General features: G+C 36.2%; 23 protein-coding genes and 1 tRNA gene. 5 read left to right on the forward strand and 19 right to left on the reverse strand.

Annotated elements, in window-relative coordinates:
- Positions 1 to 7: 7 nt before the first annotated feature.
- From uvrB to G600_RS0110725, 7 genes are all read right to left on the reverse strand, one after another.
- On the reverse strand, positions 8 to 1,999 hold the full coding sequence (gene uvrB, locus G600_RS0110695; RefSeq protein WP_027431913.1) for an excinuclease ABC subunit UvrB: 1,992 nt from the start codon (positions 1,997 to 1,999) through the stop codon (positions 8 to 10).
- 248 nt (positions 2,000 to 2,247) lie between these two features.
- A complete protein-coding gene (locus G600_RS0110700; RefSeq protein ID WP_027431914.1) occupies positions 2,248 to 3,534 on the reverse strand; it encodes a S41 family peptidase in 1,287 nt (428 codons plus the stop codon).
- A gap of 20 nt (positions 3,535 to 3,554) precedes the next feature.
- Positions 3,555 to 4,787: a murein hydrolase activator EnvC family protein gene (locus tag G600_RS0110705; RefSeq protein ID WP_051195488.1), complete on the reverse strand. Its 1,233-nt coding sequence runs from the start codon at positions 4,785 to 4,787 to the stop codon at positions 3,555 to 3,557.
- Positions 4,788 to 5,029: 242 nt separating this feature from the next.
- Entirely contained in the window at positions 5,030 to 5,935 is a 906-nt protein-coding gene (gene ftsX / locus G600_RS0110710; RefSeq protein ID WP_027431916.1) for a permease-like cell division protein FtsX, read from the reverse strand.
- The gene (ftsE, locus tag G600_RS0110715; protein ID WP_027431917.1) at positions 5,925 to 6,611 is read right to left on the reverse strand and encodes a cell division ATP-binding protein FtsE; all 687 of its coding nucleotides are present in this window, start codon (positions 6,609 to 6,611) and stop codon (positions 5,925 to 5,927) included. Before ftsE ends, ftsX begins: the two co-directional genes overlap by 11 nt.
- A 32-nt stretch (positions 6,612 to 6,643) precedes the next feature.
- Positions 6,644 to 7,735, reverse strand: a complete 1,092-nt coding sequence (locus G600_RS0110720; RefSeq protein ID WP_027431918.1) for a PucR family transcriptional regulator — start codon at positions 7,733 to 7,735, stop codon at positions 6,644 to 6,646.
- Positions 7,736 to 8,112: 377 nt separating this feature from the next.
- Positions 8,113 to 9,228: an ABC transporter ATP-binding protein gene (locus G600_RS0110725; protein WP_027431919.1), complete on the reverse strand. Its 1,116-nt coding sequence runs from the start codon at positions 9,226 to 9,228 to the stop codon at positions 8,113 to 8,115.
- Positions 9,229 to 9,634: 406 nt separating this feature from the next.
- Between G600_RS0110725 and G600_RS15490 the strand changes: the two genes are divergently transcribed.
- Positions 9,635 to 9,811 (forward strand): YjfB family protein, encoded by a 177-nt coding sequence (locus G600_RS15490; protein WP_074520443.1) that lies wholly within the window; start codon positions 9,635 to 9,637, stop codon positions 9,809 to 9,811.
- Between the two features lie 348 nt (positions 9,812 to 10,159).
- Here G600_RS15490 and G600_RS0110735 read toward each other — a convergent pair whose 3' ends face one another.
- The 8 genes from G600_RS0110735 to G600_RS0110770 form a co-directional block, all read right to left on the reverse strand.
- The gene (locus tag G600_RS0110735; RefSeq protein WP_027431920.1) at positions 10,160 to 11,116 is read right to left on the reverse strand and encodes a CPBP family glutamic-type intramembrane protease; all 957 of its coding nucleotides are present in this window, start codon (positions 11,114 to 11,116) and stop codon (positions 10,160 to 10,162) included.
- The gene (locus G600_RS0110740; protein WP_027431921.1) at positions 11,107 to 11,484 is read right to left on the reverse strand and encodes a RidA family protein; all 378 of its coding nucleotides are present in this window, start codon (positions 11,482 to 11,484) and stop codon (positions 11,107 to 11,109) included. Before G600_RS0110740 ends, G600_RS0110735 begins: the two co-directional genes overlap by 10 nt.
- A 152-nt stretch (positions 11,485 to 11,636) precedes the next feature.
- The gene (locus G600_RS0110745) at positions 11,637 to 12,464 is read right to left on the reverse strand and encodes a CvfB family protein (protein WP_034246317.1); all 828 of its coding nucleotides are present in this window, start codon (positions 12,462 to 12,464) and stop codon (positions 11,637 to 11,639) included.
- Between the two features lie 147 nt (positions 12,465 to 12,611).
- Positions 12,612 to 12,684 (reverse strand) — tRNA-Gln (locus G600_RS0110750).
- 105 nt (positions 12,685 to 12,789) lie between these two features.
- Positions 12,790 to 13,329, reverse strand: a complete 540-nt coding sequence (locus G600_RS0110755; protein WP_027431923.1) for a hypothetical protein — start codon at positions 13,327 to 13,329, stop codon at positions 12,790 to 12,792.
- Between the two features lie 257 nt (positions 13,330 to 13,586).
- Positions 13,587 to 15,059: a DHHW family protein gene (locus G600_RS0110760; RefSeq protein WP_027431924.1), complete on the reverse strand. Its 1,473-nt coding sequence runs from the start codon at positions 15,057 to 15,059 to the stop codon at positions 13,587 to 13,589.
- Positions 15,060 to 15,156: 97 nt separating this feature from the next.
- Complete coding sequence (locus tag G600_RS0110765) at positions 15,157 to 16,632, reverse strand: MBOAT family O-acyltransferase (protein ID WP_027431925.1); 1,476 nt, start codon at positions 16,630 to 16,632, stop codon at positions 15,157 to 15,159.
- A 65-nt stretch (positions 16,633 to 16,697) separates the two neighbouring features.
- The gene (locus G600_RS0110770) at positions 16,698 to 17,363 is read right to left on the reverse strand and encodes a YesL family protein (protein ID WP_027431926.1); all 666 of its coding nucleotides are present in this window, start codon (positions 17,361 to 17,363) and stop codon (positions 16,698 to 16,700) included.
- Between the two features lie 222 nt (positions 17,364 to 17,585).
- Between G600_RS0110770 and G600_RS0110775 the strand changes: the two genes are divergently transcribed.
- A complete protein-coding gene (locus G600_RS0110775; protein WP_027431927.1) occupies positions 17,586 to 18,278 on the forward strand; it encodes a hypothetical protein in 693 nt (230 codons plus the stop codon).
- Positions 18,279 to 18,411: 133 nt separating this feature from the next.
- On the opposite strand, the gene G600_RS15205 is transcribed toward G600_RS0110775, so the two are convergent.
- The gene (locus G600_RS15205) at positions 18,412 to 19,356 is read right to left on the reverse strand and encodes a GNAT family N-acetyltransferase (protein WP_051195489.1); all 945 of its coding nucleotides are present in this window, start codon (positions 19,354 to 19,356) and stop codon (positions 18,412 to 18,414) included.
- A 96-nt stretch (positions 19,357 to 19,452) separates the two neighbouring features.
- Here G600_RS15205 and G600_RS0110785 point away from each other — a divergent pair, with 96 nt between their 5' ends.
- Positions 19,453 to 19,974, forward strand: a complete 522-nt coding sequence (locus G600_RS0110785; RefSeq protein ID WP_027431928.1) for a peptidylprolyl isomerase — start codon at positions 19,453 to 19,455, stop codon at positions 19,972 to 19,974.
- 138 nt (positions 19,975 to 20,112) lie between these two features.
- Here the strand turns inward: G600_RS0110785 and G600_RS15210 are convergent, their stop codons facing one another.
- The 3 genes from G600_RS15210 to G600_RS0110800 all read right to left on the reverse strand — a co-directional run bounded on the left by G600_RS15210 (position 20,113) and on the right by G600_RS0110800 (position 22,719).
- Positions 20,113 to 20,910 carry a TPM domain-containing protein gene (locus tag G600_RS15210; protein WP_027431929.1) on the reverse strand — a complete coding sequence of 266 codons (798 nt, stop codon included), beginning with the start codon at positions 20,908 to 20,910 and terminating at the stop codon, positions 20,113 to 20,115.
- Positions 20,904 to 21,980: a zinc ribbon domain-containing protein gene (locus tag G600_RS0110795; protein ID WP_027431930.1), complete on the reverse strand. Its 1,077-nt coding sequence runs from the start codon at positions 21,978 to 21,980 to the stop codon at positions 20,904 to 20,906. Before G600_RS0110795 ends, G600_RS15210 begins: the two co-directional genes overlap by 7 nt.
- A 439-nt stretch (positions 21,981 to 22,419) precedes the next feature.
- Positions 22,420 to 22,719 carry a hypothetical protein gene (locus tag G600_RS0110800; RefSeq protein WP_027431931.1) on the reverse strand — a complete coding sequence of 100 codons (300 nt, stop codon included), beginning with the start codon at positions 22,717 to 22,719 and terminating at the stop codon, positions 22,420 to 22,422.
- A 470-nt stretch (positions 22,720 to 23,189) separates the two neighbouring features.
- On the opposite strand from G600_RS0110800, the gene fba reads away from it, so the two are divergent.
- Both fba and G600_RS14475 read left to right on the forward strand, forming a co-directional pair.
- Complete coding sequence (gene fba / locus G600_RS0110805) at positions 23,190 to 24,056, forward strand: class II fructose-1,6-bisphosphate aldolase (RefSeq protein WP_027431932.1); 867 nt, start codon at positions 23,190 to 23,192, stop codon at positions 24,054 to 24,056.
- A gap of 150 nt (positions 24,057 to 24,206) precedes the next feature.
- Positions 24,207 to 25,157, forward strand: a complete 951-nt coding sequence (locus G600_RS14475; protein WP_081669474.1) for a class B sortase — start codon at positions 24,207 to 24,209, stop codon at positions 25,155 to 25,157.
- Positions 25,158 to 25,214 lie beyond the last annotated feature (57 nt).

The following is a 25,214-nucleotide window of genomic DNA, read 5'->3' on the forward strand; positions in this document are numbered from 1 at the left end:
TCCTATCTTACTTATTTTCATAAATATATTTATTAACTTCAATCATCTTATCACGCAATTCTGCTGCCAGTTCAAAGTTAAGCTCTGCTGCTGCCTTACGCATATTTTTCTCAATTTCTTTCTTAACCTTCTCAAGTTCCTTAATAGACATAGATTCAAAATCAACCTTAAGCTTATCAGAACCTGCATCTGGATCTGCTGCCCTAGTAATTGTAATAAGGTCACGTACCGCCTTCTTAATGGTCTGAGGTGTAATTCCATGCTCCTTATTATAAGCTGCCTGAATCTCTCGACGACGTTCTGTCTCTTTAATAGCCTTATCCATGGATTCAGTAATTGTATCTGCATACATAATTACATGACCTTCTGCATTTCTAGCCGCACGGCCAATAGTCTGAATAAGTGAAGTTTCTGTACGAAGGAAACCTTCCTTATCTGCATCAAGAATAGCAACTAAGCTAATCTCTGGAATATCAAGACCTTCTCTTAATAAGTTAATACCTACTAATACATCAAAAGCATCAAGACGCATATCACGAATAATTCTTTGACGTTCCATTGTATCAATATCCGCATGTAGGTATTCAACTCTAATTCCTACTTCCTTAAGATACTCTGTTAAATCCTCTGCCATTTTCTTAGTAAGAGTTGTAACAAGGACCTTATTCTTCTTCGCTGTTTCTTTATTAATCTCTGAAATCAAGTCATCAATCTGACCCTCAATTGGTCGTACACTTATCTCAGGATCAAGTAGACCTGTTGGTCTTATAACCTGTTCTGTTCTTAAAAGTTCATGTTCTTCCTCATACTTACTTGGTGTTGCTGACACGAACAACATCTGACTAATCTTTGACTCAAATTCTGAAAAATTAAGAGGTCTATTGTCCTTAGCCGATGGAAGTCTAAAACCATAATCCACAAGTGTTGATTTTCTTGACTGATCACCAGCATACATACCACGAACCTGTGGAATTGTAATGTGGCTCTCATCCACAATTATTAGAAAATCCTCTGGGAAATAATCCATCAAAGTATAAGGTGGACAGCCAGCAGGTAGTCCTGCTAAATGTCTTGAGTAGTTTTCAATTCCTGAGCAAAAGCCAGTTTCTTGCATCATCTCAATATCAAAGTTAGTTCTCTCCTCAATTCGCTGTGCCTCAAGAAGTCTATCCTCTGACTTAAAGTACTTGATTCTTTCTGCTAGCTCTATCTTAATGTTCTCAATAGCCGCCATCATCTTCTCTTTCTCTACAACATAGTGAGAATTTGGGAAAATGGCTACATGATCTCTAATTGCCTTAACTTCGCCGGTTAATGAATCAATCTCAGAGATTCTATCTACCTCATCACCAAAGAATTCCACACGAATGGCATCCCCTGATGAAGCTGATGGATAAATCTCCACCACATCACCACGAACTCTAAAGGTACCACGCTTAAAGTCCTGGTCACTTCTCATATACTGCATATCAATAAGTCTACGAAGCATGTCATCTCTATCCTTCTCCATTCCTGGACGAAGAGAAACTACCATGTTCTGATAGTCTACTGGAGCACCCAGTCCATATATACAAGATACTGAAGCTACAATAATAACATCCTTTCTTTCTGAAAGGGCTGCTGTTGCTGAGTGACGTAATTTATCTATTTCATCATTAATAGCCGAGTCCTTAGCAATATATGTATCACTTTGTGGCACATAAGCTTCCGGCTGATAATAATCGTAGTAAGAAACGAAGTATTCCACAGCATTCTCTGGAAAGAATTCCTTCATTTCACTATATAACTGAGCTGCCAAAGTCTTATTATGAGAAATAATAAGAGTTGGCTTTTGAACTTTCTCTATAATATTGGCCATTGTAAATGTCTTACCAGAACCTGTAACACCTACTAAAGTCTCAAACTGATTACCCATTTCAAAACCCTTTGCCAATTCTTCTATGGCACGGGGCTGATCCCCTGTAGGTTCGTATTCTGAATGTAAAACGAATTTATCCATAAAGACCTCCTGTATTTTGATTGTGCACAATGCATCTAACTATTATACAACTCTAATGCAATTAATACTATATCACAAAAAGAATAAAAAAACTCATTTTAGGGGAACAAAAGTTTTGTTTTTCTAAAATGTTAGATAAAACCTCAACTTCTAGCCCCTAAAATGAGTCTAAATTAATTTCTTAAACTTTTATAAAGCGGTCAAGACTCGCTCGTAAGTCTAGCGCCGGATTCGAATCTGCTGTTAAACTACTGATTAGCTAACTGCTCTTTTACGTAATTAATACCTTCTTCTAGCTGATTATCAGTATCACCGCTAGAATCTAGTTCTACAGTAATATCTGGTGTAACACCAACGCCATGAATATCCTGTCCCTTTGGTGTGAAATACTTAGCGATTGTGTACTTAATTGCACTTCCATCTGTAAGTGGCTGAATTGTCTGAACAATTCCCTTACCAAAGGTCTGCGTTCCTATAATTGCACCAAGCTCGTAATCCTGAACAGCTCCAGCAAAAATCTCTGAAGCACTGGCACTATTGCCATTTACTAAAACTGCTACTGGAATTGTAAGCTCGTTATTATCATCTCCTGAATAGTTAGTTCTATTACCGTCAACGTCTTCTGTATAAACAATTAATCCGTCTGGTAAAATGTATTCAAGCATATCTACAACTGTTGATAATACGCCACCTGGATTATCTCTAATATCAATTACTAAACCAACCATTCCCTGACTTTGAAGATTTTCAATGGCAGCAATAAACTGGTCTGTTGTAACCTCGTCAAACTGACTAATAGCAATGTAACCTATATTGTCTTCCATCATTTCATATTCTACAGTCTTTACATTAATCTCATCACGAGTAGCTGTTATTTCAAGATTATTACCATCTCTAATAATAGATAAAACTACGTCTGTTCCCTTCTCGCCCTTTATAAGAGAAACGGCAGAGGAAAGGTCAAGCTCTAAAACGCTTTGTCCATCTACGGCTGTAATCTTATCTCCTGCTAATATGCCTGCAGCCTCTGCTGGGGAATCCTCAATAATAGCTACAATCTGAATTGTACCATCTTCATTCTTCTGGCATGTAGCGCCGATTCCATAGAAGGTACCTGTTGTAGATTCAAGTAAGGACTGATATTCTTCAGCAGTATAATAAACTGTATACTTATCACCATATGAAGAGAGATAAGCCTTATAGATAGCTTCTGCAGCTTCCTCTGAGTCTACATTTTCAAAATAAAACTTGCTATCAAGAACGGATTCAATAGCGTTTAACTTAGCTTCTACTTCTGAGCCAATGCCTGAATCATCAGTAGTTGCATCGGACTGCACGTAAACCGAACCATCTGTAGAAATATGTAAATATCCATTCTTTAAAAGTACCACTACAGTTACACATAAAACTACAACCATAACAAGTATAGTTGATAAAACTCCAAGGAGCACGCCACGAGCCATGGCGCCTTCATTAACTACTTTTACCTTAGGCTTAAGCTCTGACTTTGACTCTTCATTAAAATTCTCTTCCATTTTTTAACTTCCTAACTAATTTATTTGCTTAAATAATTCCATGGACTTACATAACTACCATTTAAACGTACATCAAAATGTAAATGCACACCTGTGGAGTTACCTGTTGTTCCCATAAGTCCAATCTTTTGTCCCTTAGTAACGTAATCACCTACGGATACTAAGAGGGATGAGCAGTGAAGATATCTAGTATATAGGCCATCGCCGTGGTAAATCATAATGTAATTACCAGCGGATGCGCTATAAGTTGAGATAACTACCTTGCCATCATAGGCTGCGTAAATTGGATCACCAGCAACACCTACTTTAACAGCACCAATATCAATTCCCTTATGAGGAGCTGATCTTCCATCTGTATCACCATAATCTGAAGTGATTCTTGTGGAAGTTGTTGGCCACTTAAATTTACCGCCATCATAACTTGTAACAGAAGACTTTGCTGCCTCCTCTGCTTTAATCCTTGCTTCCAACTGTCTTGTAGTTGCCTCTAAGGCCTCATTTTCAGCCTCAAGACGAGAATAATAACTCTCCTCTGCTGCTACTGTATTATTCAAGTTAGTAAGCTGTGTCATCTTAGTTGACTGAAGAAGACTAAGAGCACTCATCTGATCCTGCAAATTTGTCTGCATGTTAACAAGCTCTTCCTTATCTGCCTCTAGGTCAGCCTTTGTCTGTGCGATATAGTCTATTGTAGCCTTATACTTTTCAAGCATCTCTCTATCGTACTTTGATAACTGATTAATATACTCAGCCTTACTTAACAAATCCGCCATATCCTCAGCGTTAAGTAGCATTCCAAGATATGTCTCATCATTGTGTTCATACATGAACTTAATTCTAAGTTTCATCTGTTCATACTGAACCTTAGCATCTTCCTCCGCCTTTGCTAATTCCTCTTCTGTTGTCTTGATAGTAGCTTCCAAATCCTGTACCTGAAGGTCAAGCTCATATAAAGAACTGCTAATAGTCTCCATCTGACTATCTAGTGATGAGATATAGCTCTGAATATCACTTACTTGTCCCTGAAGGTCTTCAATATATTTCTTGGTTTCCTCCAATTTAGATTGAACATCCTCCTGCTGCTTTTTGGCATCTTCCAAATCTGACTTACTATCGCCCAAAATTATCTGCGTTGTTGCTATAAAAGGTGCAATTAACGCCAAAACCATTATAGCCAGTGCACATTTTTTACATATAAGACCCATCACTTTGAAAATGGATCTCTTCCCCGATAAAAACTTCATGCCTGCCATCATGTTACCTCCTCTCCTAAAGGTCTCATGTCTAAAACACTCTAACTATCCCCTTTATTTATTATTGTCCCATCCGTCTATCTCACTAACTAATTATAACATAAATATTATGATTTATTATTGTTTTTTTCATAAACTTTAATTTTTATTTTTACAATTTATATTTCATTGATTTTGTAAAAAAAGGACGCGTCTAAATTAATAAACGCGTCCAAAATATTCTTAAAATTACTATTTAAAAATTATACGTCAGCATGCTTTCTAACAGCGAAGAATGTACCGATGATACCAATGATAATTCCAAGGAATACTGACACTGGAACAAGTACGTTAAATACTGCATTAGCATCAAGGAAGTTAAGGATGTTCTTAAGTACTGAGAACTTACTTAATACATAATTAACTAATCCTGCGTAAATGTATCTAAGAATGATAGTTGGAATTAAAGCACCAACTAAACCAATTACAATACCTTCTACGAAGAATGGCGCATTAACGAAGGCATCCGTTGCACCGATATACTTCATAATTGAAATCTCGTCCTTACGAACTGTAATACCAATAACGATTGTATTAGTAATAAGGAAGATAGATACTGCAAGTAAGATTGCTACAATTGCAATAGCAATATAACTTACAAGTCTTGCAGCTGATGCAAGTCCTGTTGCTGTAGCTTCTGACTTATTAACCTGTCTTACGCCTTCTAGATTCTCAAGGTACTCAACTAATGTTGACTGATCATCTGCATTATTTAAGTAAACTTCATAAGAAGCTGACTTTGCAAGTGGGTTATCTGAGAAACCTTCTGCAAGTTCTGGATAATCAGCAAAATATTCTGACTTGAAGTTCTCCCAAGCCTCTTCAGCTGATGTATAGTGAATTCTACTAACTTCTGATCGCTGACTAATTGTATCACCAAGCTTTAAAATTCCTGTTTCATCTAAGTCTTCATCAAAGAATACTGTTACACAAATCTCACTTTCAGCACTTTCAATCATATATTGGAAGTTTGCTATTAATGAGTAAAAAACTCCAAAAAGGAAAATACATGCTGCGATTGTTGCCATAGATGCTAATGAGAACAATCTATTACGATGGATATTCTTGAATCCATCAACTATATGATACCATAACGATCTAATCTTCATAGAAATAACCACCCTTTTCCATATCACTTATAATCTTACCTTCACTCATAGTAATTGTTCTCTTACGCATCTGTTGAACAATTTCCATGTTGTGAGTAACAACTAATACTGTTGTTCCCTGCTTGTTAACCTGGTCAAGAATTCTCATGATTTCATTAGAGTTCGCTGGATCAAGGTTACCAGTAGGCTCGTCACATAATAAGATTTCTGGATTATTTACAAGGGCTCTTGCAATAGCAACTCTCTGCTGCTCACCACCAGATAGCTCGTTAGGGAAGGACTTATACTTATCAAGTAAGCCAACCATTGAAAGCATGGCAAGGACTCTACCCTTAATCTTACGGCTAGGTGCCTCAACTACTTTCTGAGCAAATGCAATGTTATCTGCAATGTTTCTATCAGGTAAAAGTCTGAAATCCTGGAATACAACTCCAATATCTCTTCTTAAATATGGAAGCTTCTTTCTAGTAATCTTATTAAGAAACTTCTTATTAATGTAAATCTTACCTGATGTAGGATCTAATTCCTTAAGCAATAGTTTAATAAGAGTAGATTTACCTGAACCACTCTTACCTACGATAAAGACAAACTCACCCTTCTGAATGTGAAGGTCGATACCATTAAGCGCAGGAACGCCAGTGGTATATGTCTTTGTGACATTTTCCATTATTATCATTGTTAAACTTCCTCCATTAATCCTCTACCATTCTAGTATTGGTCTTTACTCTCCATATATTTCATATACTTTACAACCATTAATGCAATCTTAAATGTAATTGCATCGTCAAATACTCTTAAATCAAGGCCTGTTGTCTTCTGGAGTTTATCAAGTCTATATACCAATGTGTTTCTATGGATATAGAGCTGTCTAGATGTCTCTGAAACATTCAAGCTGTTATCAAAGAACTTATTAATTGTAGACAATGTCTCTTCGTCAAAGTCATCTGGAGACTTTGCTTCAAAGATTTCCTTAATAAACATCTGACATAGTGGAATTGGTAACTGATAAATAAGACGTCCAATTCCTAATCTGTTATATGCAACAACATTCTTATCTTCGTAGAAAATCTTTCCTACATCAAGGGCCATCTTAGCTTCCTTGTAAGAACGCGATACTTCTCTAATATCATTAACGATTGTTCCGTAAGCAACATGAGCCATGCTCATAGCTTCTGTGTTAAGCATGTCGATAATAACTTCAGCTATCTTGTCTAATTCTTCATAGCTTTCATTACCCTTAACTTCCTTAACTAAAATAATACTCTTCTCATCAACTGCTGTAATAAAATCCTTAGCCTTTGATGCGTATAAGCTTCTTACTATCTCAAGTGCGTTAGTGTCTTTCTCATGCTTAGTTTCAATAATATATACAACTCTCTTAACGTCAGTTTCAATGTGAAGCTTCTCAGCTCTAGTATACATATCAACTCTAAGTAAATTATCTAATAAAAGATTCTTGATAAAGTTATCCTTATCAAAGCGCTCTTTGTAAGCTACTGTTAGGTTCTGAACCTGAAAAGCAGCCATCTTACCTATCATATAGATGTCATCACTTGTTCCCTTAGCAAGCACGATATACTCTAAAGTAATATCATCCATAACCTTAAAGAACTGATAACCATTAACCACTTGACTCTCAGCTGGTGAATCAATAAAGCTTATAGCATCTGCTATACAATCCGATACATCATCAAAAGTTTTAGCTGCAACCTTACCATCAGCATCAATGACGCATAGATCAACTCTTGAAATTGCTTTAAGTCCATCTACTGTTGTCTGTAAAATTTGATTTGATACCATTCTTCACCTCGTAATCTTGATTTGGTTTATAAACTCTATGCCCTCTCTATCTCGGCAAACAATATATAAAAAATGTAATCATCATATATCAATTACCAACATTTAGGAAGTAGCTCTAAATCAGCCTTTTATCCCTATCCTAAATACACACCTAATATTGTATAGCAAATTAACTAAAAATAAAAGTAAAAACAAGTAATTTTTACAATTTTTTCAATTATTTTTATTGATAAAGTATATTTTTTAGTAAAGAAAGCAAGAAGGATTTTATATAAGTTTGGATATTTAGACAAATAAAAAAGGTGTGTAACATAAGTTACACACCTCAGTAATCGTTACAACTTCTAATATATTAATCTCCCTAAATATAACAATAATTAGTGAGTAATGATCTGCTCTGTTTCCTTATCGAATACGTGGATTCTTTCAACAGCCATAGCTAATGTGATTGTATCCTTAACTCTTGCAGTTGTTCTAGGATTTACCTTAGCTGTACATGTCTGACCATTGATATCGTAGTGAAGGTTAACTTCAGCACCAAGTAATTCGTAAACCTTAACTACAGTCTGGAACTTACCATCTGCATGAGCTTCGATAAATTCTTCGTCATCCTTAATATCCTCTGGACGGATACCAGCTACAACTGTCTTACCAGCATAACCGCCATCGATTAACTTCTTAGCCTTGTCAGCTGGAAGCTTAATAACAACGTCTTCAGCTAACTTAAGTGAAGCTTCTGAACCGTTAGCAACAACTTCTGCATCGATTAAGTTCATCTGAGGTGAACCAATGAAACCAGCAACGAATAAGTTCTCTGGTAAGTTGTAAAGGTTCTGTGGAGTATCAACCTGCTGAATTACACCATCCTTTAAAACTACGATTCTTGTACCAAGTGTCATAGCTTCTGTCTGGTCATGAGTTACGTAGATGATTGTTGTTTCAAGGCTCTGGTGAAGCTTTGAGATTTCTACTCTCATCTGTACTCTTAACTTAGCATCAAGGTTTGATAAAGGCTCATCCATAAGGAATACCTTAGGTGAACGAACGATAGCACGACCCATAGCAACTCTCTGTCTCTGACCACCTGATAAAGCCTTTGGCTTTCTGTCAAGTAAGTGCTCAAGATCAAGAATCTTAGCTGCCTTACGAACTGCTTCATCGATTTCTGCCTTAGGTGTCTTTCTTAACTTAAGAGCAAAAGCCATGTTATCATATACTGTCATATGTGGATATAAAGCGTAGTTCTGGAATACCATAGCGATATCTCTATCCTTAGGCTCTACATCATTTACTAACTTGTCATCAATCCATAATTCACCAGAACTGATTTCCTCAAGACCAGCGATCATACGGAGTGTTGTTGACTTACCGCAACCTGAAGGACCAACGAAGATGATGAATTCCTTGTCAGCGATTTCAAGGTTAAAATCCTTAACAGCTACGAAGCCGTTAGAATATACTTTACAAACGTTCTTTAAAGATAAACTTGCCATTATTGTTTCCTCCCGAAATATCATAAATGTGGGCTACCCGTGCCCTCATGGTTAATAATATACAACAACTGCATTTTCAAAAGCTATATCAGATTTAGCCAAAGATTAAAGTTTTAATTTGACAAATATGTCAGTCGGTCAGTTTTACTGTTCATTTTTAACAAAACAATCAAGTCTCTATATGTTAACATTCACAAATAGCGCAAATTTTTTCTGTTATTTAGACCAACTTTTAGCAAGAAAAGGCATAAAATATCCATTAACAAATATCCGATTTTCTTGCATTTTTCTTATTCTAATGATATTATTTAAATACAAAAAGGCGATAACTTAATATTCGGACTTACAAAGGTCTTTTTAGCAAGAACAATGGAATGTTCTAAAGTAAGAAACGGAGGCGTTATAAATGGTTATTGGAGGAATCTCCACTAACATAAGTACCACAAACGTCCAAAGCGATGTATCCGTGCTTATGTTACGTAAACAGCTTGATACCGTAGAGCAAGGAGGCGTTGATCTTACAAAAATGATGGAGCAATCCGTCAACCCGGAAGTAGGTTCAAACATTGATTACTCGGTATAAAAGTAACAACTTAATAAAAGAATAATAATCAAATTCTAGACCGGTATAGAATTTGATATGATTAGAAGTAACCTTCCGGCATCTGGACATGTCTCATGCCTAGGGAAAGTTACAGAAGTAAAAAGCCCCGACTATTAGAACGTCACCTAATAGTCGGGGCACATTTTTATTATTATTTTGAACGCAGTGTAAGCAATCCCCCGCTTCAAAAGCGTAAGCTTTAAGCGGGGGTATAAAGCTTACTAGTGTCAGAAGGGGTTAAAGCCCCTTCTGACAGGTGGCACAAAGTGCCACTGCGTTCATGAGGAAGTAGCAAAGCGGATTCCGAATGTCCGCTTTACAATATATTTAAGCCGCAACTGCTACAAATACCATGTAAACAAAGCAAACTATCATTCCCAAAACAAGAGGTAAGGTAATTAGTCTTTCTTTCTTCTCGTCCTGAGATACATTTTCACAGTTTGAGGCAATCTGCTCTCCTGTCTCTCTCTTAATTCTACTCTTTTCAAGATACTCTATTATAAGTAAAACAAGGCCTAAGAAAAGCATACCAAGAACTAATAAAAGAGCTAAACCAAGTAAAGTAACTCCTCCTACACTAGAATCTGTGCTTGTCTGCTGGCTAGCCTCCTGAAGGGCTGATGCATTTGCACTAGAGAAGTAACTTACTGTTACAGAAAATGTATTAAATGCGAAATGCGCGCACATAGAGGAAAGGATTGAGCCCGTAGCCTCTGTGAGCTTTGCAAATACTACACCCATGAAAGTTGCATATACAAACTGGTCGAAATTCATATGGAAAAAGCCGAATAAGATGGCACTTAAAAGCATAGCCTGAAAGTATCTCTTAATCTTTCTGTAAGTTCCATAATAAAGACCTCTAAATGTAAATTCCTCAACAATAGCCGGCATAACTGCGATTAAAATAATCTGAATTATTAAGGGATATGTTGAAACCTCTGAAACTGTCTGCTGTGCAGCATTTTCCACAAATAAACTAGTAATATTTGTAAGGAATAAAGACATAGGAATGATTAGGTAACCAATGATTATTGAAAGAATAATCTCCTTGATTCCTAGCATTTTAAATCTTAGGTCCTTAATTCCTGTCTTTGTAATTAAGCAAAAGCCAAGAAGCATAATTACAATAACTAATTCATTTTGTATAAAAAGGACAGCGCTTGTCATTTTCCCAATAACGCCCATGCTAATAAGAGCGCGCTCAATTAATGCGATTGCGACATTCAAGAAAATATAGCCAAAGATGAAAATCGGAAAGAAAAGATTAACCTTTTTTATTTCCATGCAATAGCCTCAACCTCTAGTAAGACATCCTTTGGAAGTCTTGCAACCTCAACACAAGAACGTGCTGGGAATGGTTCCTTAAAGTAGTTTTTATATATTTCATTTATCTTTCCAAAATCGTTCATTTCCTTGATAAAGACTGTAGTCTTTACAATATTCTCTGCCTTTGAGCCTGAAGCCTCAACTAAGTTAATTAAGTTCTTGAATGCCTGATTAGCCTGAGCTTCTACTCCTCCCTCAACTATCTGACCAGTTGGTGGATCAACTGGGATTACACCTGAAGTATAAACCATACCGTTTACTTCGATTGCCTGAGAATAAGGTCCGATTGCGCTTGGAGCCTTATCTGTGCTTATAACTTTCTGCATAATTGCCTCCTTTTGCCCCACGGGGCTCATTTTTCTTGACCCTAGGTTCATGGGTCTGTGCTTATAAAGCATTGTATAAATTTTATAACAATTAAGCGGATTGTACAAGTTTACAATCCGCTTATCTTTTATCTTATTAATTTGTTAACGCATTACTTTATTATATCAATTGTAGATTCGTTAATCTTAACCTTACCTTCTTTTAAGAGACGGCCAATAGCTCTCTTAAAGGCATTCTTACTCATATTAAAATGTTTCTTAATAATTTCAGGATCTGCCTTATCTGTAAATGGAATGCTACCGCCAAGCTTCTTCATCTTATTGTAGATAAAAGTTGAATCCTCATCCATCTGGATATAAGCCTTCTGCTTTAAGCTAAGAACAAGCTTACCATCTTCTCTAACTCTTGTAACACGACCAAATACTTCATCCCCTACATGAATCTCTTCAAAGACTTCATTCATAGGAATAAAGGCCTGATACTTATTATCTACAGCCACATAAACTCTGTAATCTGGTGCAATACCTACTACAGTTCCTGAAACTGCTGAATCCTTAACGTAATTGCTATCTGTTGTTAAGTACTTATTAACCTTCATAGAAGCAGCAAGTCTGTTACTCCTATCTATATATAAGCTAACTAAATATTCCTTGCCCTTCTCTGCCTTAACGGGCTGCTCCTTAAAAGGCATAAGTAAATCCTTCTCAAGACCCCAATCAAGGAAAGCACCAATGTTACTTACCTCTGATACCTTAAGTCTTGCAAGCTCACCAAGCTTAATCTTTGGTGTTCTTGTTGTAGCAATTAATCTATCTGAAGAATCTAGATAAACGAAAACTGTTAATGCATCGCCTTCCTCTAAATCTTCTGGCACTTCCTTCTTTGGAAGTAATACTTTCTCATCCTTAGTGCCTAAATAGACACCGAAATCCGTCCTATTCACAACATTAAGACACTGTACCTTACCTAACTCAATCATCTTAACCTCCTTTGGTTCTGCCTCATGAACCGCCTTACACAAACCCTAAAAGTAGCATAGATTTCTTATAGGGCATTAATCATAGTTTACCTGGCTTTAGTTAAAAAAAGCCATAAAAAAACCTCCGCAAAGCTGCGGAGGTTCTAGCTGGGCTTGAGGGATTCGAACCCCCGAAATGCTGGAATCAGAATCCAGTGCCTTACCACTTGGCGAAAGCCCATTATCGTTAGCGACGAAAAGAATTATATCACGCTAACAATATTAATGCAAGTACTTTTTTCATTTATTTTTTGATTTTTTCAAAAATACTTGTTATTTGACAAAATTAGCACAACTGCTTGGCTGTATTCTTAATTGTTAAGCAAGAATACATAGCAACAATAACAATTAAAGCCTCTGTTACAGTAGACTGTAATGAAATTGTAGACATGAAGATAAAGTAGTGTGCAAATACAAGTGCTGCTACTACAAACCAGATTACCTGATAATTTCTTGTAGCAGCCTGTCTACCCTGTACCTTAGCTTCCATCATAAGTGCCTCTATAAAATAATAAGTGTAATAAATAGCAAATATTACAGAAATACCAATTGCAATTGAATGCATTGTATCCTCAATTGTAGAATCCCAAGCTAAGCAGTTAATTAGCTGTGAGGCAATAGCTCCAACAAATCCTAAAATTGCCACCACAAAAGATTTCTTAGCTAGTGAATTAAGCTTCTTAAAATCCTTAGAGCCCAATATTATAAGTGCAAAACCTAGGGTATCATTAGTTACATCAATTCTTATATCACCAATAGTAATTAAGAATCTCACTAAAATTAGGAATACACCTATTAAAATTAAATTCAAACTCTTCTTGTTCATATTATTCCCACTTTCCTTTTTAAACGGATTCTACAGGTCTACTAAAGGATTTAAATCCCACCTAAGATAATCCGTCATGCTACTAGAAAACGTAGCTTTTGCGCCTACATTTTCACAAAGAATATTGTAATAGAATAAGTAATTACGGTCAATTGCAAATGATAACTATTAATTATTTTTATAAATATTTAATGCCCACCAAAAACTTGATGGGCATTAAACGTGGAAAAAATTATGAAAAAAACATTTGGAAAAAATTATTGGCAAACATTTGCAAGATCATTAATTCTTGCAGATGTTGATGTCGCTGTAACATTGTTAATAAATAGCACTGTACCTATGTTGTACTGGTCTACAAGCTCTGATACTGTACCCTGATAATATCTGTAGTCGATTACGTAGACATTCTGGAAATTCTCTGTAAGGTAAGGAACAAGAGCATTACCAAAGGATTCCTTAATCACAAGGATGGAAGAACCATCATTAATATTAGGATTTGTGATTGTAGAATAAGAATTATCTCCTCCAATAAATGCACTGTATTTACTTGTGATATTCCAGCCTGTTACGTCTGTTACGATATTGTAGTTAGTAAGCACATTGTCGCTATTAACAAACTGCATCTTATTAGTTGATGGTGGCACGTAAGCCACGAAGTTGTCTGGCGAACCATAAAGGGATGTGGCCCTTGTCTGAGTATAAAAGCTACCAACAAAATTGCCGCAGTCAAGTCTTGTAAAGCTATCAAGGCTTGCAGGGCTCTTGCCAATCTGTGTCATGAAAGCACCATAGGCATAGTAAGCACCAAGGCTTGTCCAATGGTGATCCGTTCTAAAGTAAATGTATTCATTACGGTGTTCTCTAAGTAAATCGTAAATGTAACATTTTCCCACTTTGTTATTCATCTTGCTAAACATGTAGAGAATAGCTTTCTTTTGATTACTACTTGAGATGCTGTTTCTTGTGGCATCATCAAGAGTGATATCTATACTTGTAGGCACAATCATGTCGTAAACCTTAGCCTTGCCGTCCAAAGTATTAGCCAAGTTATTTACTATGTTTGCATACCTATCTGATTCTGATTGTAAAAATGTATAGTAGTTGTAGGCACTATCTTCAACCACAAAGATTGAACCTAGAGACTCACCGGCCTTAGCCGCTGTAGTTCCATCAGTGTCCTCAACTTCCATACCAACATCGCTTGCCGATATGCTTGCGCTATCATAAGAATAATCAGAGATATAAGTCTGATCTGATAGTATTTCTCTTGCAGTTTCTGTCTCAGAATCCTCTAAATCCTCTACAGCACCTGCATTAATTGTTAAATCATATTCTGTCAAATCAACATCAGGAATATCATCACCTACTATAACCTCGCCGTGAATGGAATTTGTCTGAATTCCGTACATATTCTCCAATGCCTCACTGCACACAATAAGATTATCTCTTCCTGGAAATGTGTCTGAGAACCAAGTGTCGATGGCTGTAAAATATTCGCCACTCCAGAAACTCTCAAAAGTAAATGTCGGAAATTTACTTAAAGTTCTTCTCTCAGTTATAGACTCTGTCGGTCTTAATGGTATCATTAAAGATACTGCTGCCCCAATGACAATCATGCTTAAAAAGACGACGATTTTCACGATTGCGGCTTTCTTAATAACGTACTCTCGGTACTTCGCAGTGGTCTTATCGATCCTGCCCTCCACTTCATTTTTTCCTAACAATTTCATTACCTAGCCCTACTCAAAAATTTATGTCCGATTTATTCAATCCATTTCCCTAAAAAGCCCCAGCTTCTCTCCCTAGATAAGCAAGTCCCCACTTGCCTTAGAATCTAAAGTAAATAAACGGATTGTAACTATTACCAATCAAACATACAGTTGATAAGAATAAAAGAACCACAGGAATAACCACATTTAGCACATTATAGAAATATACAAATGCGACCTCCTTATTAACTCCAAAACTTCTTATCTTGTTAGCCAACATCTTAACTGCTGGTGTCACTGCAATAATCACTACAATAAAGAAGATGAAGTTGTTAAGAATGATTGTGTTAGTCTCAAGGTTTGTGAATGCATTTCCATTAAGACCAAACAAGCTCTTAACAAGCTCCTTAATAACTGCGAAATCTTCGAATCTAAATAAAATCCATCCAAAGAAAACCACAATTAAAGTATATATTCTACCGATTACTGCTTTTGCTATATTTCCAATTTTATCAAAAAGCTTCAAAAGAAACAACTTCTCTATACATAAAAATACAAAAAAATACAATCCCCATAGAATAAAGTTAAATGAAGCTCCATGCCAAAGACCTGTAAGGGCCCAAACTACGAACATATTAAAGATCTGTCTCTTGATTCCACGTCTGTTTCCTCCAAGTGGAATGTAGAGATAATCTCTAAAGAAAGTACTTAAGGAAATGTGCCATCTTCTCCAAAATTCAGTAACTGACTTAGAGATGTATGGATAATTAAAGTTTTCCTTGTACTGGAAACCTGTCATTTTACCAAGACCAATGGCCATATCTGAATAAGCCGAGAAATCAAGGTAAATATAAATCATATATAAGATACAAGTAATCCAAGCACCAAGCACTGTGACCTGACTTGCAAGGCTAGCTGTCGCCTCATCTGGCAAGATGTCCTTTATAATGCTGGCGCAAGTATTAGCTAAAATAGTCTTCTTTGCAAGGCCTACGCAGAAACGAGAAATACCATCATTCATACTTGTGATGTTAGTCTTTCTCTCCTTTAAATCATCTGCAATATCCTTATATCTAACGATTGGACCTGCAATACACTGATGGAAAAGAGATGCGTAAAGTAAAACTCTTCCATAATTATGCTCTGCCTCAATCTCACCCCTGTAAACATCTACAACATAAGATACTAACTGGAAGGTGTAAAATGAAATACCTACCGGTAAAATTATTTCAGGAATGACCTTTGGCAAACCTGTAAAGTAATTAAAAATCTCACAAAGGAATCCAGTGTATTTAAATACACCAAGAATTAATAGGTTTGCTGCAACTGTAAATCCAAGGGCGAGATTTCTATTCCTAAGATGCTTAGGATTCTCCTCATCCTTTGTAAATTTATCAATTGCAACAGCTCCTATGTAACTTACGAATGCTGAGACCATCATAATCAGCAAATATGCTGGTGATGACCACGCATAGAAAATCAATGAAAAGAATAAAATACATATGTTCTTCTTCTTAATGTCTGAAATAACCGCATAACATAATAAATTAATTGGCAAAAAAATGTACACAAATAAAAGGCTTGAAAAAACCATAATCCCCTATAACTCCCTCTCTACTCTTATCTAGTTTTCTCTTACTTTCTGATCGACCGTCTTAATTAGTTCTCATCATCTAGCTGACTGTCTTCTTCCTCACCTTCATCACTTTCCTCTTTAGGGGGTTCCTCTAAAGCCTTAAAGATTCTTGCAAAGATATACGAATCCGCATATAGAATAATTGGTATAGTCAAAATCATTACAATAAAATATAAATATGTGAAATATAATAACGCAACAGTGATAAATAGCATAACAATTGTCTGTGGCAAATGATGTACGCAAATTATCAATGCATTCTTTATAGTTCCCATTATAGTATTATTGTATCTTGAAAGCAATGCAAAAGAATACAAAATCACAGCAACATATATTAAAGCTATACCTATGACTAAGTAAATAAATCCAATTGCAACTGTTCCGCCGCCGTTATTGCCCCAGCTCTCAGCAGCCTTAAAATCAGCAAATAAAATAAGTCCGATTATTACAAAAATAAATTCAAGACCAATTCCCTGTATAATATTCTGCTTAAAAGACTTAAAAAAGTCCTTATAAACATAACTTTCCTCATCTAGCACTAACTTTCTTCCTGCATAGAAAGCCGCTGTAAGTGACGCTCCAACTGTCACAACAGGGATGCAACAAAGAACTGTTAATGCAGCCAAAATAATAAAATCACCCATCTTAACAAGGGCTCTAAAAATTCGACCATCTATAAACGAATTCATAACTTCCTCCAAATGTAAAACTCCTAAGCCTTTGGCTTAAATACTTCTCCTAAGCCAGCACACAGCTTAACAGTTATGATTATACTTAATGTAATATTTAAATGCAAAGAATTTTTAGTGTAGTTTCTAAAATGTTTATAAAAGCAGTTTTTAATTAGAAATAATTATGCTAAACTTCAAAAGTAAATCAAAAAATACATTTTCAAAAAAGAGGAAGATTATATGGCAAAAGGAAATGGAGTGCGCGATGAAGTTAAAGAGCAACGCGCAAAGTTTAAAAGTTTATCTTTTACAAAGAAGATAGGTTATATCTGGGAATACTATAGATTACCTATTTTCGCGGTAATATGTACAATCCTTGTGGTAGCATCATTTGTATTTGCATACATAAGAAACAATTACGATACAGTCTGTACTATCGTTTCCTGCGATGGTTATATCACAGGCCACCGTACTGACGAAGACGCCCTAACAACAGGTTTTACTAACTATCTTGGAATTGATGGCAAGAAGACTCAGATTGACATCGACTATTCCTACAACATGCAGGGCGACGACCTAGACGGCGCAGTTACAGTAAGTATCAACAAGATTTATATACTAGCTAACACCGGCGACATGGACGGCTTCATGGCGAATTACGAGAATATTCTCTACTTCTGCACCGATGCCGACACATTTTTCCTAGATCTAAGGGAAGTCCTTACAGATGAAGAACTTGACTACCTTTCAGACTACATCATCTACTATACTGATGCTAATGGTGAAAATGTTCCCGTAGCCGTGGACATTAGCGAAGCACCTGAAATAACAGCTACTGACCTATCAGTAGAGCACCCATGTTACGGCATTGTAAACACATCGCCTAACTATGAGAACGCAGCAGATTTTATTAGATTTGTATTTGATATGTAAAAACGGTAAATTTTTTACAAAATTAAATAAGACTTTAAAGCATAAGCAAAGCCCTAGACTTCATGTCTGGGGCTTTTTAAATCTAAATTTCTAATCTATCTAACTTTCTAATTAATCTACATTTCTAATCTGTCTAAATTTCTAGTCTATAAAGGTTCATATCTCCAATGTCTCTGGCATAAATCCTAAAGCCTAGCTTTTCCACCAAGGCAATGGATTTAAAGTTGTCTCTGTGGATGCAGGCAAAGAGCTCATCGAGATTAAGCATAGTTCTAGCGTACTCAATAGTTGCCTCGCAGGCCTCATAAGCATAGCCCTGCTCCTGATAGTCCTTACCAATAAGGTAGCCAATCTCCTGCTTTGTGGTGTTATCTATTTCACGATTCTCAATACCCACGCGGCCAATTAGCTCCCCAGTTTCCTTTAGGAAAACCAGCCAAAGTCCGTAGCCAAAGAAGGTGTACATATTCTGGATGTAATTCTTTACAAACTCGCACTCCTCCTCGTAAGGATAGAGCTCCTCTACGAAGTCGCATTCGTTTAAAGACTCGTAGAGCTTATAGTATTCTGGCATGTCCTCTAGGCACATCTCCCTAACAATCAATCTATCTGTAGTAAAGATTTCAAGAGGCTTTCCAATGCTTCTAAAAAATACGCTTTGGATATATTCCTCATTCAAATCGTTAACATCAAAAAGCACATATCTAGCAGTTCCGTAATAAGACATTCCAAGGCCGATGTCCGTTTTTTTCAAAACATTCCCCTGCTTAAAGTCTTCTAATTCAAGGTCTAAATCATGCTTTCTAATAATATCCTCTAAGTCATAATCGCTAATAAAACAAGACTTTTCCACATCTCTGTCCATAATTTTGCCAATTATCCCCGCGAGTTTGTGATTAGTCACATTTTCACAAAGAAGCTTAGCCCCGCTAATCTTGTAACAAGTCAATTCTTTGTCAGCGTTTATGCAAATGTTAACGTTATTCGCCCAGTTAGACATTTCCCTAAAGTCTGGTTCAAATTGAATATTAAAATTATCTTCTATATAAATATAGATGTTTTCTAAGTTTTCAATCATAATTGACTTTTCCTATCTTGTTATTTAGAATTAATATGTTTATACATATATTTTATCATTTATTAAACAAATAATAAATACATGGAGGAATATTCGATGGCACAGAATCCAATAGTTACAATCACTATGGAGAATGGCTCTGTTATGAAGGCTGAGCTTTATCCAGAAATTGCACCTAATACAGTAAATAACTTTATTAGCCTTGTTAAGAAGGGCTTTTATGACGGCGTTATCTTCCACAGAGTTATCGCTGGTTTCATGATTCAGGGTGGCGACCCAGATGGTACAGGCATGGGTGGCCCAGGATACAGCATCAAGGGTGAATTTTCAAACAATGGCTTTAAGAACGACTTAAAGCACACACCTGGCGTACTTTCAATGGCTAGAACAATGATCCCTGATTCAGCAGGTTCACAGTTCTTTATCATGCACAAGAATTCACCACATCTTGATGGCGAATATGCTGCCTTTGGTAAGTTAACAGAAGGTGAGGACGTATTAGAGGCAATCGCTACAACAGACGTTGACTGGAACGATAGACCACTTACACCACAGGTTATGAAGACTGTTACAGTTGAGACTTTCGGTGTTGACTATCCAGAGCCAGAGACTCTTTAACTATTTTGAAAATGTTTTCTCAATAGAGAAATAATTTTTATAACAAAAAAGACATGCTAAAAGAGACATGCTATAGAAAGGATTTTATCCTAATTTATAGCATGTCTCCTTTTTTCAATTTAAAGTCATCTGTAGCCCTTAGAAGTGGCCGCCGGAACTTCCAGAATTTCCGCCACCGTGACCTCCGCCGCCGTGGCCGCCACCACCGTGGTTTGTCTCGATTTTTCTTTTTACCACCGTTGTATTTATAAAAAGATCTCTTCTATCATTCACCTTAAAATTGTGGTTCTTTGCATAAGTCATCTCATTAGTTGTGGCCTTTGCCTTATTATTGCCCACCATAACAAAGATGGCAATAGCAGTAATTACCACTGATACAAAGAGCTTTATAAGAATTCCATCAAGGATTTTCTCTAGTAAAGTTGGGCTATATTCTCCGTTAATAATTGCCCTCTTTATGTTATTTACGTATTTTGAAAATGCAGTGTAGTAGTCACTGTCTGATAAATACTCCTCAGAAATCTCTCTGATTTCATCTAAATCTGACTGACTAAAACTAGTTTTTGCAATGCCTGAAGTTATAATTCTATCTGCTCTTGAACTCATATCTACAGCGTAGGCACAAGCATCCACTGTTGTAGAATCTTCATTATAACCATAGTCACTCTCTAAGATATCACGGATGTAGCTATCCATGTTGCTTCCATCATAGCCCTTACTCATGGTAATAATCACAATGTCACACTGAGCTTCTTTAGAAGCCTTGGCACACAATTTCTCAAGCTTAGCCTCCTCACTATCTGAAAGGAGATTGGCATCATCTATGACATAATCTTTTGTAGTGTCTGCGTATACATTTTCAGAAGTAAAAATGCAACTAAATATAGAAACTAACAACGCTAGTAGAATTAAACTTACCTTAATCTTTTTTACCATAATAATAAGCCTCCTATGTTAATAATTACAAAGGCCAGTATAAATATAAGAAGGCTAAAAAATACGGTTCTCTTTGTGCTGATTGGTCTGTCGGCTACGATTTTACCTGTCTGTCCGTTTAGGAAGAAGCTGTAGTCCTTGCCGTTGAAGCTGTAATTTAACATCCATACTGGAAGGAGGACGTAGTCGTGACCTAGATTTCTAATATTTTCTCTTTTTCCAAGTACGTTAACAGTTGTGTAGCCCTGAATTGTATCCCTTGCAATGTCAGAAATATACTTACTTGCACGCACCTTGGCTCTATCCTTTAGCTCATCGCTATTGTAGTTATATCTTTCAGATAAATAGCCCTGAAGGTAGCCGCCCTTAAAGTCCACAAGGTCAGCATAATTGTAGGGTTCAAGCATATCCATCTGCTCATCCGGCATCTTCTTTGAAGCATCCGCTGGCAACTTGTCAAACTCTGCAGTTACGTCGCGGTAAACCTGGAAATGATCTGTGTAAATGTATTCCGTATCCCCACGTCTAATTGTACGAACGCGAGTAGCTGCGGCATTTACCTGAGCATTGGCATCAAAGTCGTAAAGCCAGAAAGGAACGTAAACACCGCTGATTTTCTCAATCATGCTCTTTTTAGATAGAGTCTTTGGTGTAAGGGGTCCCTTCTTTAGCCAATCCTTATAGATAGAAACTGCTCTTTCCCTGTCTATCTTAAAAGGAATGACGTACTCTGGGCTAAACTCCCCTTCTAGTCTTTCCTCCACTAGAGTTGGATTGCCGCAATAAGAACAGAAAGTAGCTGATGTGTACTTATCTGTAACAAGTTCGGCGCCGCAGCTCTGACAGTGGAAAATTTTCATGTTAGATTCTGAAGCTGTTTCATCTCTTTCTTCCTCTTTGAAATCAGCCTCATCTGCCTTTCCAAATTCCTTATCTAACTCTTTTATATAGTTATCATAGTCTGTCACTGATAGATTCGCGCCACAGCTATGACAAGCTAGCTTTTGTGTCTTTGAATCAAAGGACATGGCCGCCCCGCAGTTGGGGCATTTATATGTTGTTACTGCCATAAATTTTCTCCCATTTCTTTAGGAAAATGTAATATTTTTCCTATAAAAAGAATTCTACTTAACTTTAAAGGAAACGTCAATATTGCTAACTGCACGTTAAAAGCCACTGTTTATCATATTTAGCACAGTTCATAGTTTATTCATATTGAATTAAATAAATCTTTACAGCGAACTCATAGCTTATTAATTTTTCTTCCGTATACTACAAGAGTAGAAGATTTATACAATACAAACGACATGAAAAACACTTTTTGTTTTTTCATAAATCGAGTTGCATGAGAATGCAGCTCTCCTCCCTCTTTTCATCGTCTGTCCCACGACAGACGATGTTTTTTGCGCCGGATTGAATTAAAATATATATGACGACTTTCAAAACAGAAAGATTCCTAAAAAAATAGAAAGGTTGCCCTTGGCAACCTTTCTATTTTTTACACACACTTTACAATAGGAAAAAAGACGCTATTGTTAATATCGCTCCTACCACAATAAGAGCTATTCCTATATTAATATTCTTCTTATTCTTTAGTTTTGAAATCTCTACCTCGTTTCTCTTATCAAAGAAAATGTGAAAATCTCTCTTAGCAGCTATTACCTTAGTTGCTCCAAGGAAAATTCCTACAAATCCTATTAAGAAACACATAAATCCTATAAAAGGAAGGAATGAATCTCCTGCATATTCTTGACTATTATAAAAATCTACATCTAACAGAACATTTTTCAAATATCCTAGTATCTCCATATATACTCCTCTTTCTAATATCAAGCTGTTAAGAAACACGTATACATCTCAACTAACCTGTTATCCTTCTAGTATCTTAACGTATCTGTTTATATTCCTAACGCGTTAGCTAAGTTCTTTTTAGAAGCTATCTCCTTAGCACATCTTTATTCTAGCAAATCAATAGTTGTATTTCAATTAACTAAAGATAAACTAATTTCTAAATAATAATTAAATTCGAGCAAATTAATACATAAAATAAACACAAAATGGCAGCGAAAATATTTACAAAAGTCTTTCACTATGCTAACATTATCTTGTTAAAAAATTGACAATTAAAAACTTAGGTAAATTACCACATTTTACTTTTCATTTCTAATTTTTTAGTTTATAATTAGCTTAGTTTATGGCGGTGCCAATAATTTAATATATAATCTATTTTCTTGGGGTGATTGCCTAACAGTTAACTAAAATTATGGAGGTAATATATTATGTTAGTTTCAGCAAAAGAAATGCTAGACAAAGCAGTAGCTGGTCACTATGCAGTTGGTCAGTTTAACATTAACAATCTTGAATGGACAAAGTCAATTCTTCTTACAGCTGAAGAATTAAAGGCTCCAGTTATCTTAGGTGTTTCTGAAGGTGCTGGTAAGTATATGACTGGATTTAAGACTGTTGCAGCTATGGTAAAGGCTATGGATGAATCTTTAGGAATTACAGTTCCTGTTGCTCTTCACCTTGATCATGGTACATATGAAGGTTCATATAAGTGTATCGAAGCTGGTTTCTCTTCAATCATGTTTGATGGTTCACACTATCCAATCGAAGAGAATGTAGAAAAGACTAAGGAATTAGTTAAGGTTTGCCACGAAAAGGGTATCTCAATCGAAGCTGAAGTTGGTGGTATCGGTGGTGAAGAAGATGGTGTTGTTTCTCAGGGTGAGTGCGCTGATCCTAAGGAATGCAAGGCTATCGCAGACCTTGGTGTAGATATGTTAGCAGCTGGTATTGGTAATATCCATGGTAAGTATCCAGAAGGATGGCCAGGTCTTAGATTTGACGTATTAGAGTCAATCAAGGCTGAAATCGGTGATATGCCATTAGTTCTTCACGGTGGTACAGGTATCCCTGAAGACATGATTAAGAAGGCTATCTCACTTGGAGTTGCTAAGATCAACGTTAACACAGAGTGCCAGTTAGTATTTGCAGATGCTACAAGAAAGTATGTTGAAGCAGGTAAGGACTTAGAAGGTAAGGGTTATGACCCAAGAAAGCTTCTTGCTCCTGGTGCTCAGGCAATTAGAGATATCGTTGCTGAGAAGATTAAGCTTTTCGGTTCAGACGGTAAGGCTTGCTAATTTATTGAGAATTAATTTTGTACAATTGATTAGTTATCTATGATATAATTAACTCGGTCCAACAAGAGTTGGTCCGAGTTTTTTACAAAAATGTAGGGATAGTAATACTTTACAATTATCTTTACAACTATATTCCTGGAGGAGATATTTATGGGAGACAACAATTTAAACGACAAGGACCCCTACAAGGATGACGACAACTTCAAGGATGACGACATTTATGTAGACGAGGAAGATACTTCTACTTCCTATACTAAGGTTAAGAGCGAGGAAGAAGAAGCGGCAGAATTGGAATTTGAAAAGAAAGAAGCTAAGAAGAAGCGCAATAGAATTATTAACAGAGTAATTCTAGTAGTTGCAGCTTGTGTGTTTGTATTTGCAGCCTATAACTTGATTAGCATTTTACTAGAGTATAAAAAGGGTACAGATACCTACAAGAAGGTAGAGGATGATGTAATTCAAAGCGAAGAGCAAACTATTGTGATTACTGATGAAAATGGTCAGCAAAGTTCCGTAGACATTCCATTTGTTTACGATGAAGAAGCTCTAAAGGCAATAAATTCCTACGCTATTGGTTATATCTACATCCCTTCAATAGACATAAGATTACCAATGGTGCAATACACAGATAATGATTATTATCTACATCACCTAATCGATGGAACTTACAATTCAAGCGGATGTCTTTTCGAGGATAGCCGAATCGAAGGTGGAATAGATGCAAGTCATGTTATTATTTATGGTCATAACATGAAGAATGGTAGCATGTTTGGTTTATTAAAATATTACAACAGCGAAAGCTACTATAAATCAGGAAATAACGATAAGATTTACATTTACACAGGTAATGAATTAAGAGAATATACAATCTTCTCATGTTACGTAAGCGAGCCAATAAGCGATACTTACACTTATAACTTCTCTACTCTTGAAGGTATGAGAAGCTGGGCAGGTAGTATGCAGTCACAGTCCATTTATGACACAGAAGTTGATATTAGCAATTCTCAACAGGTTATTACACTTTCTACATGTACTAACGACGGTAAGCAGAGATTTATCGTACACGCTACTTTAACAGGATCTGCTACGATTGATAATTAATATGAAAATGTATCTCTTAATGCTATATAAATAAGCTAATTTATAAATCATTATATA

The organism is Lachnospira multipara ATCC 19207 (assembly GCF_000424105.1).
Lineage (GTDB): Bacteria > Bacillota > Clostridia > Lachnospirales > Lachnospiraceae > Lachnospira > Lachnospira multipara.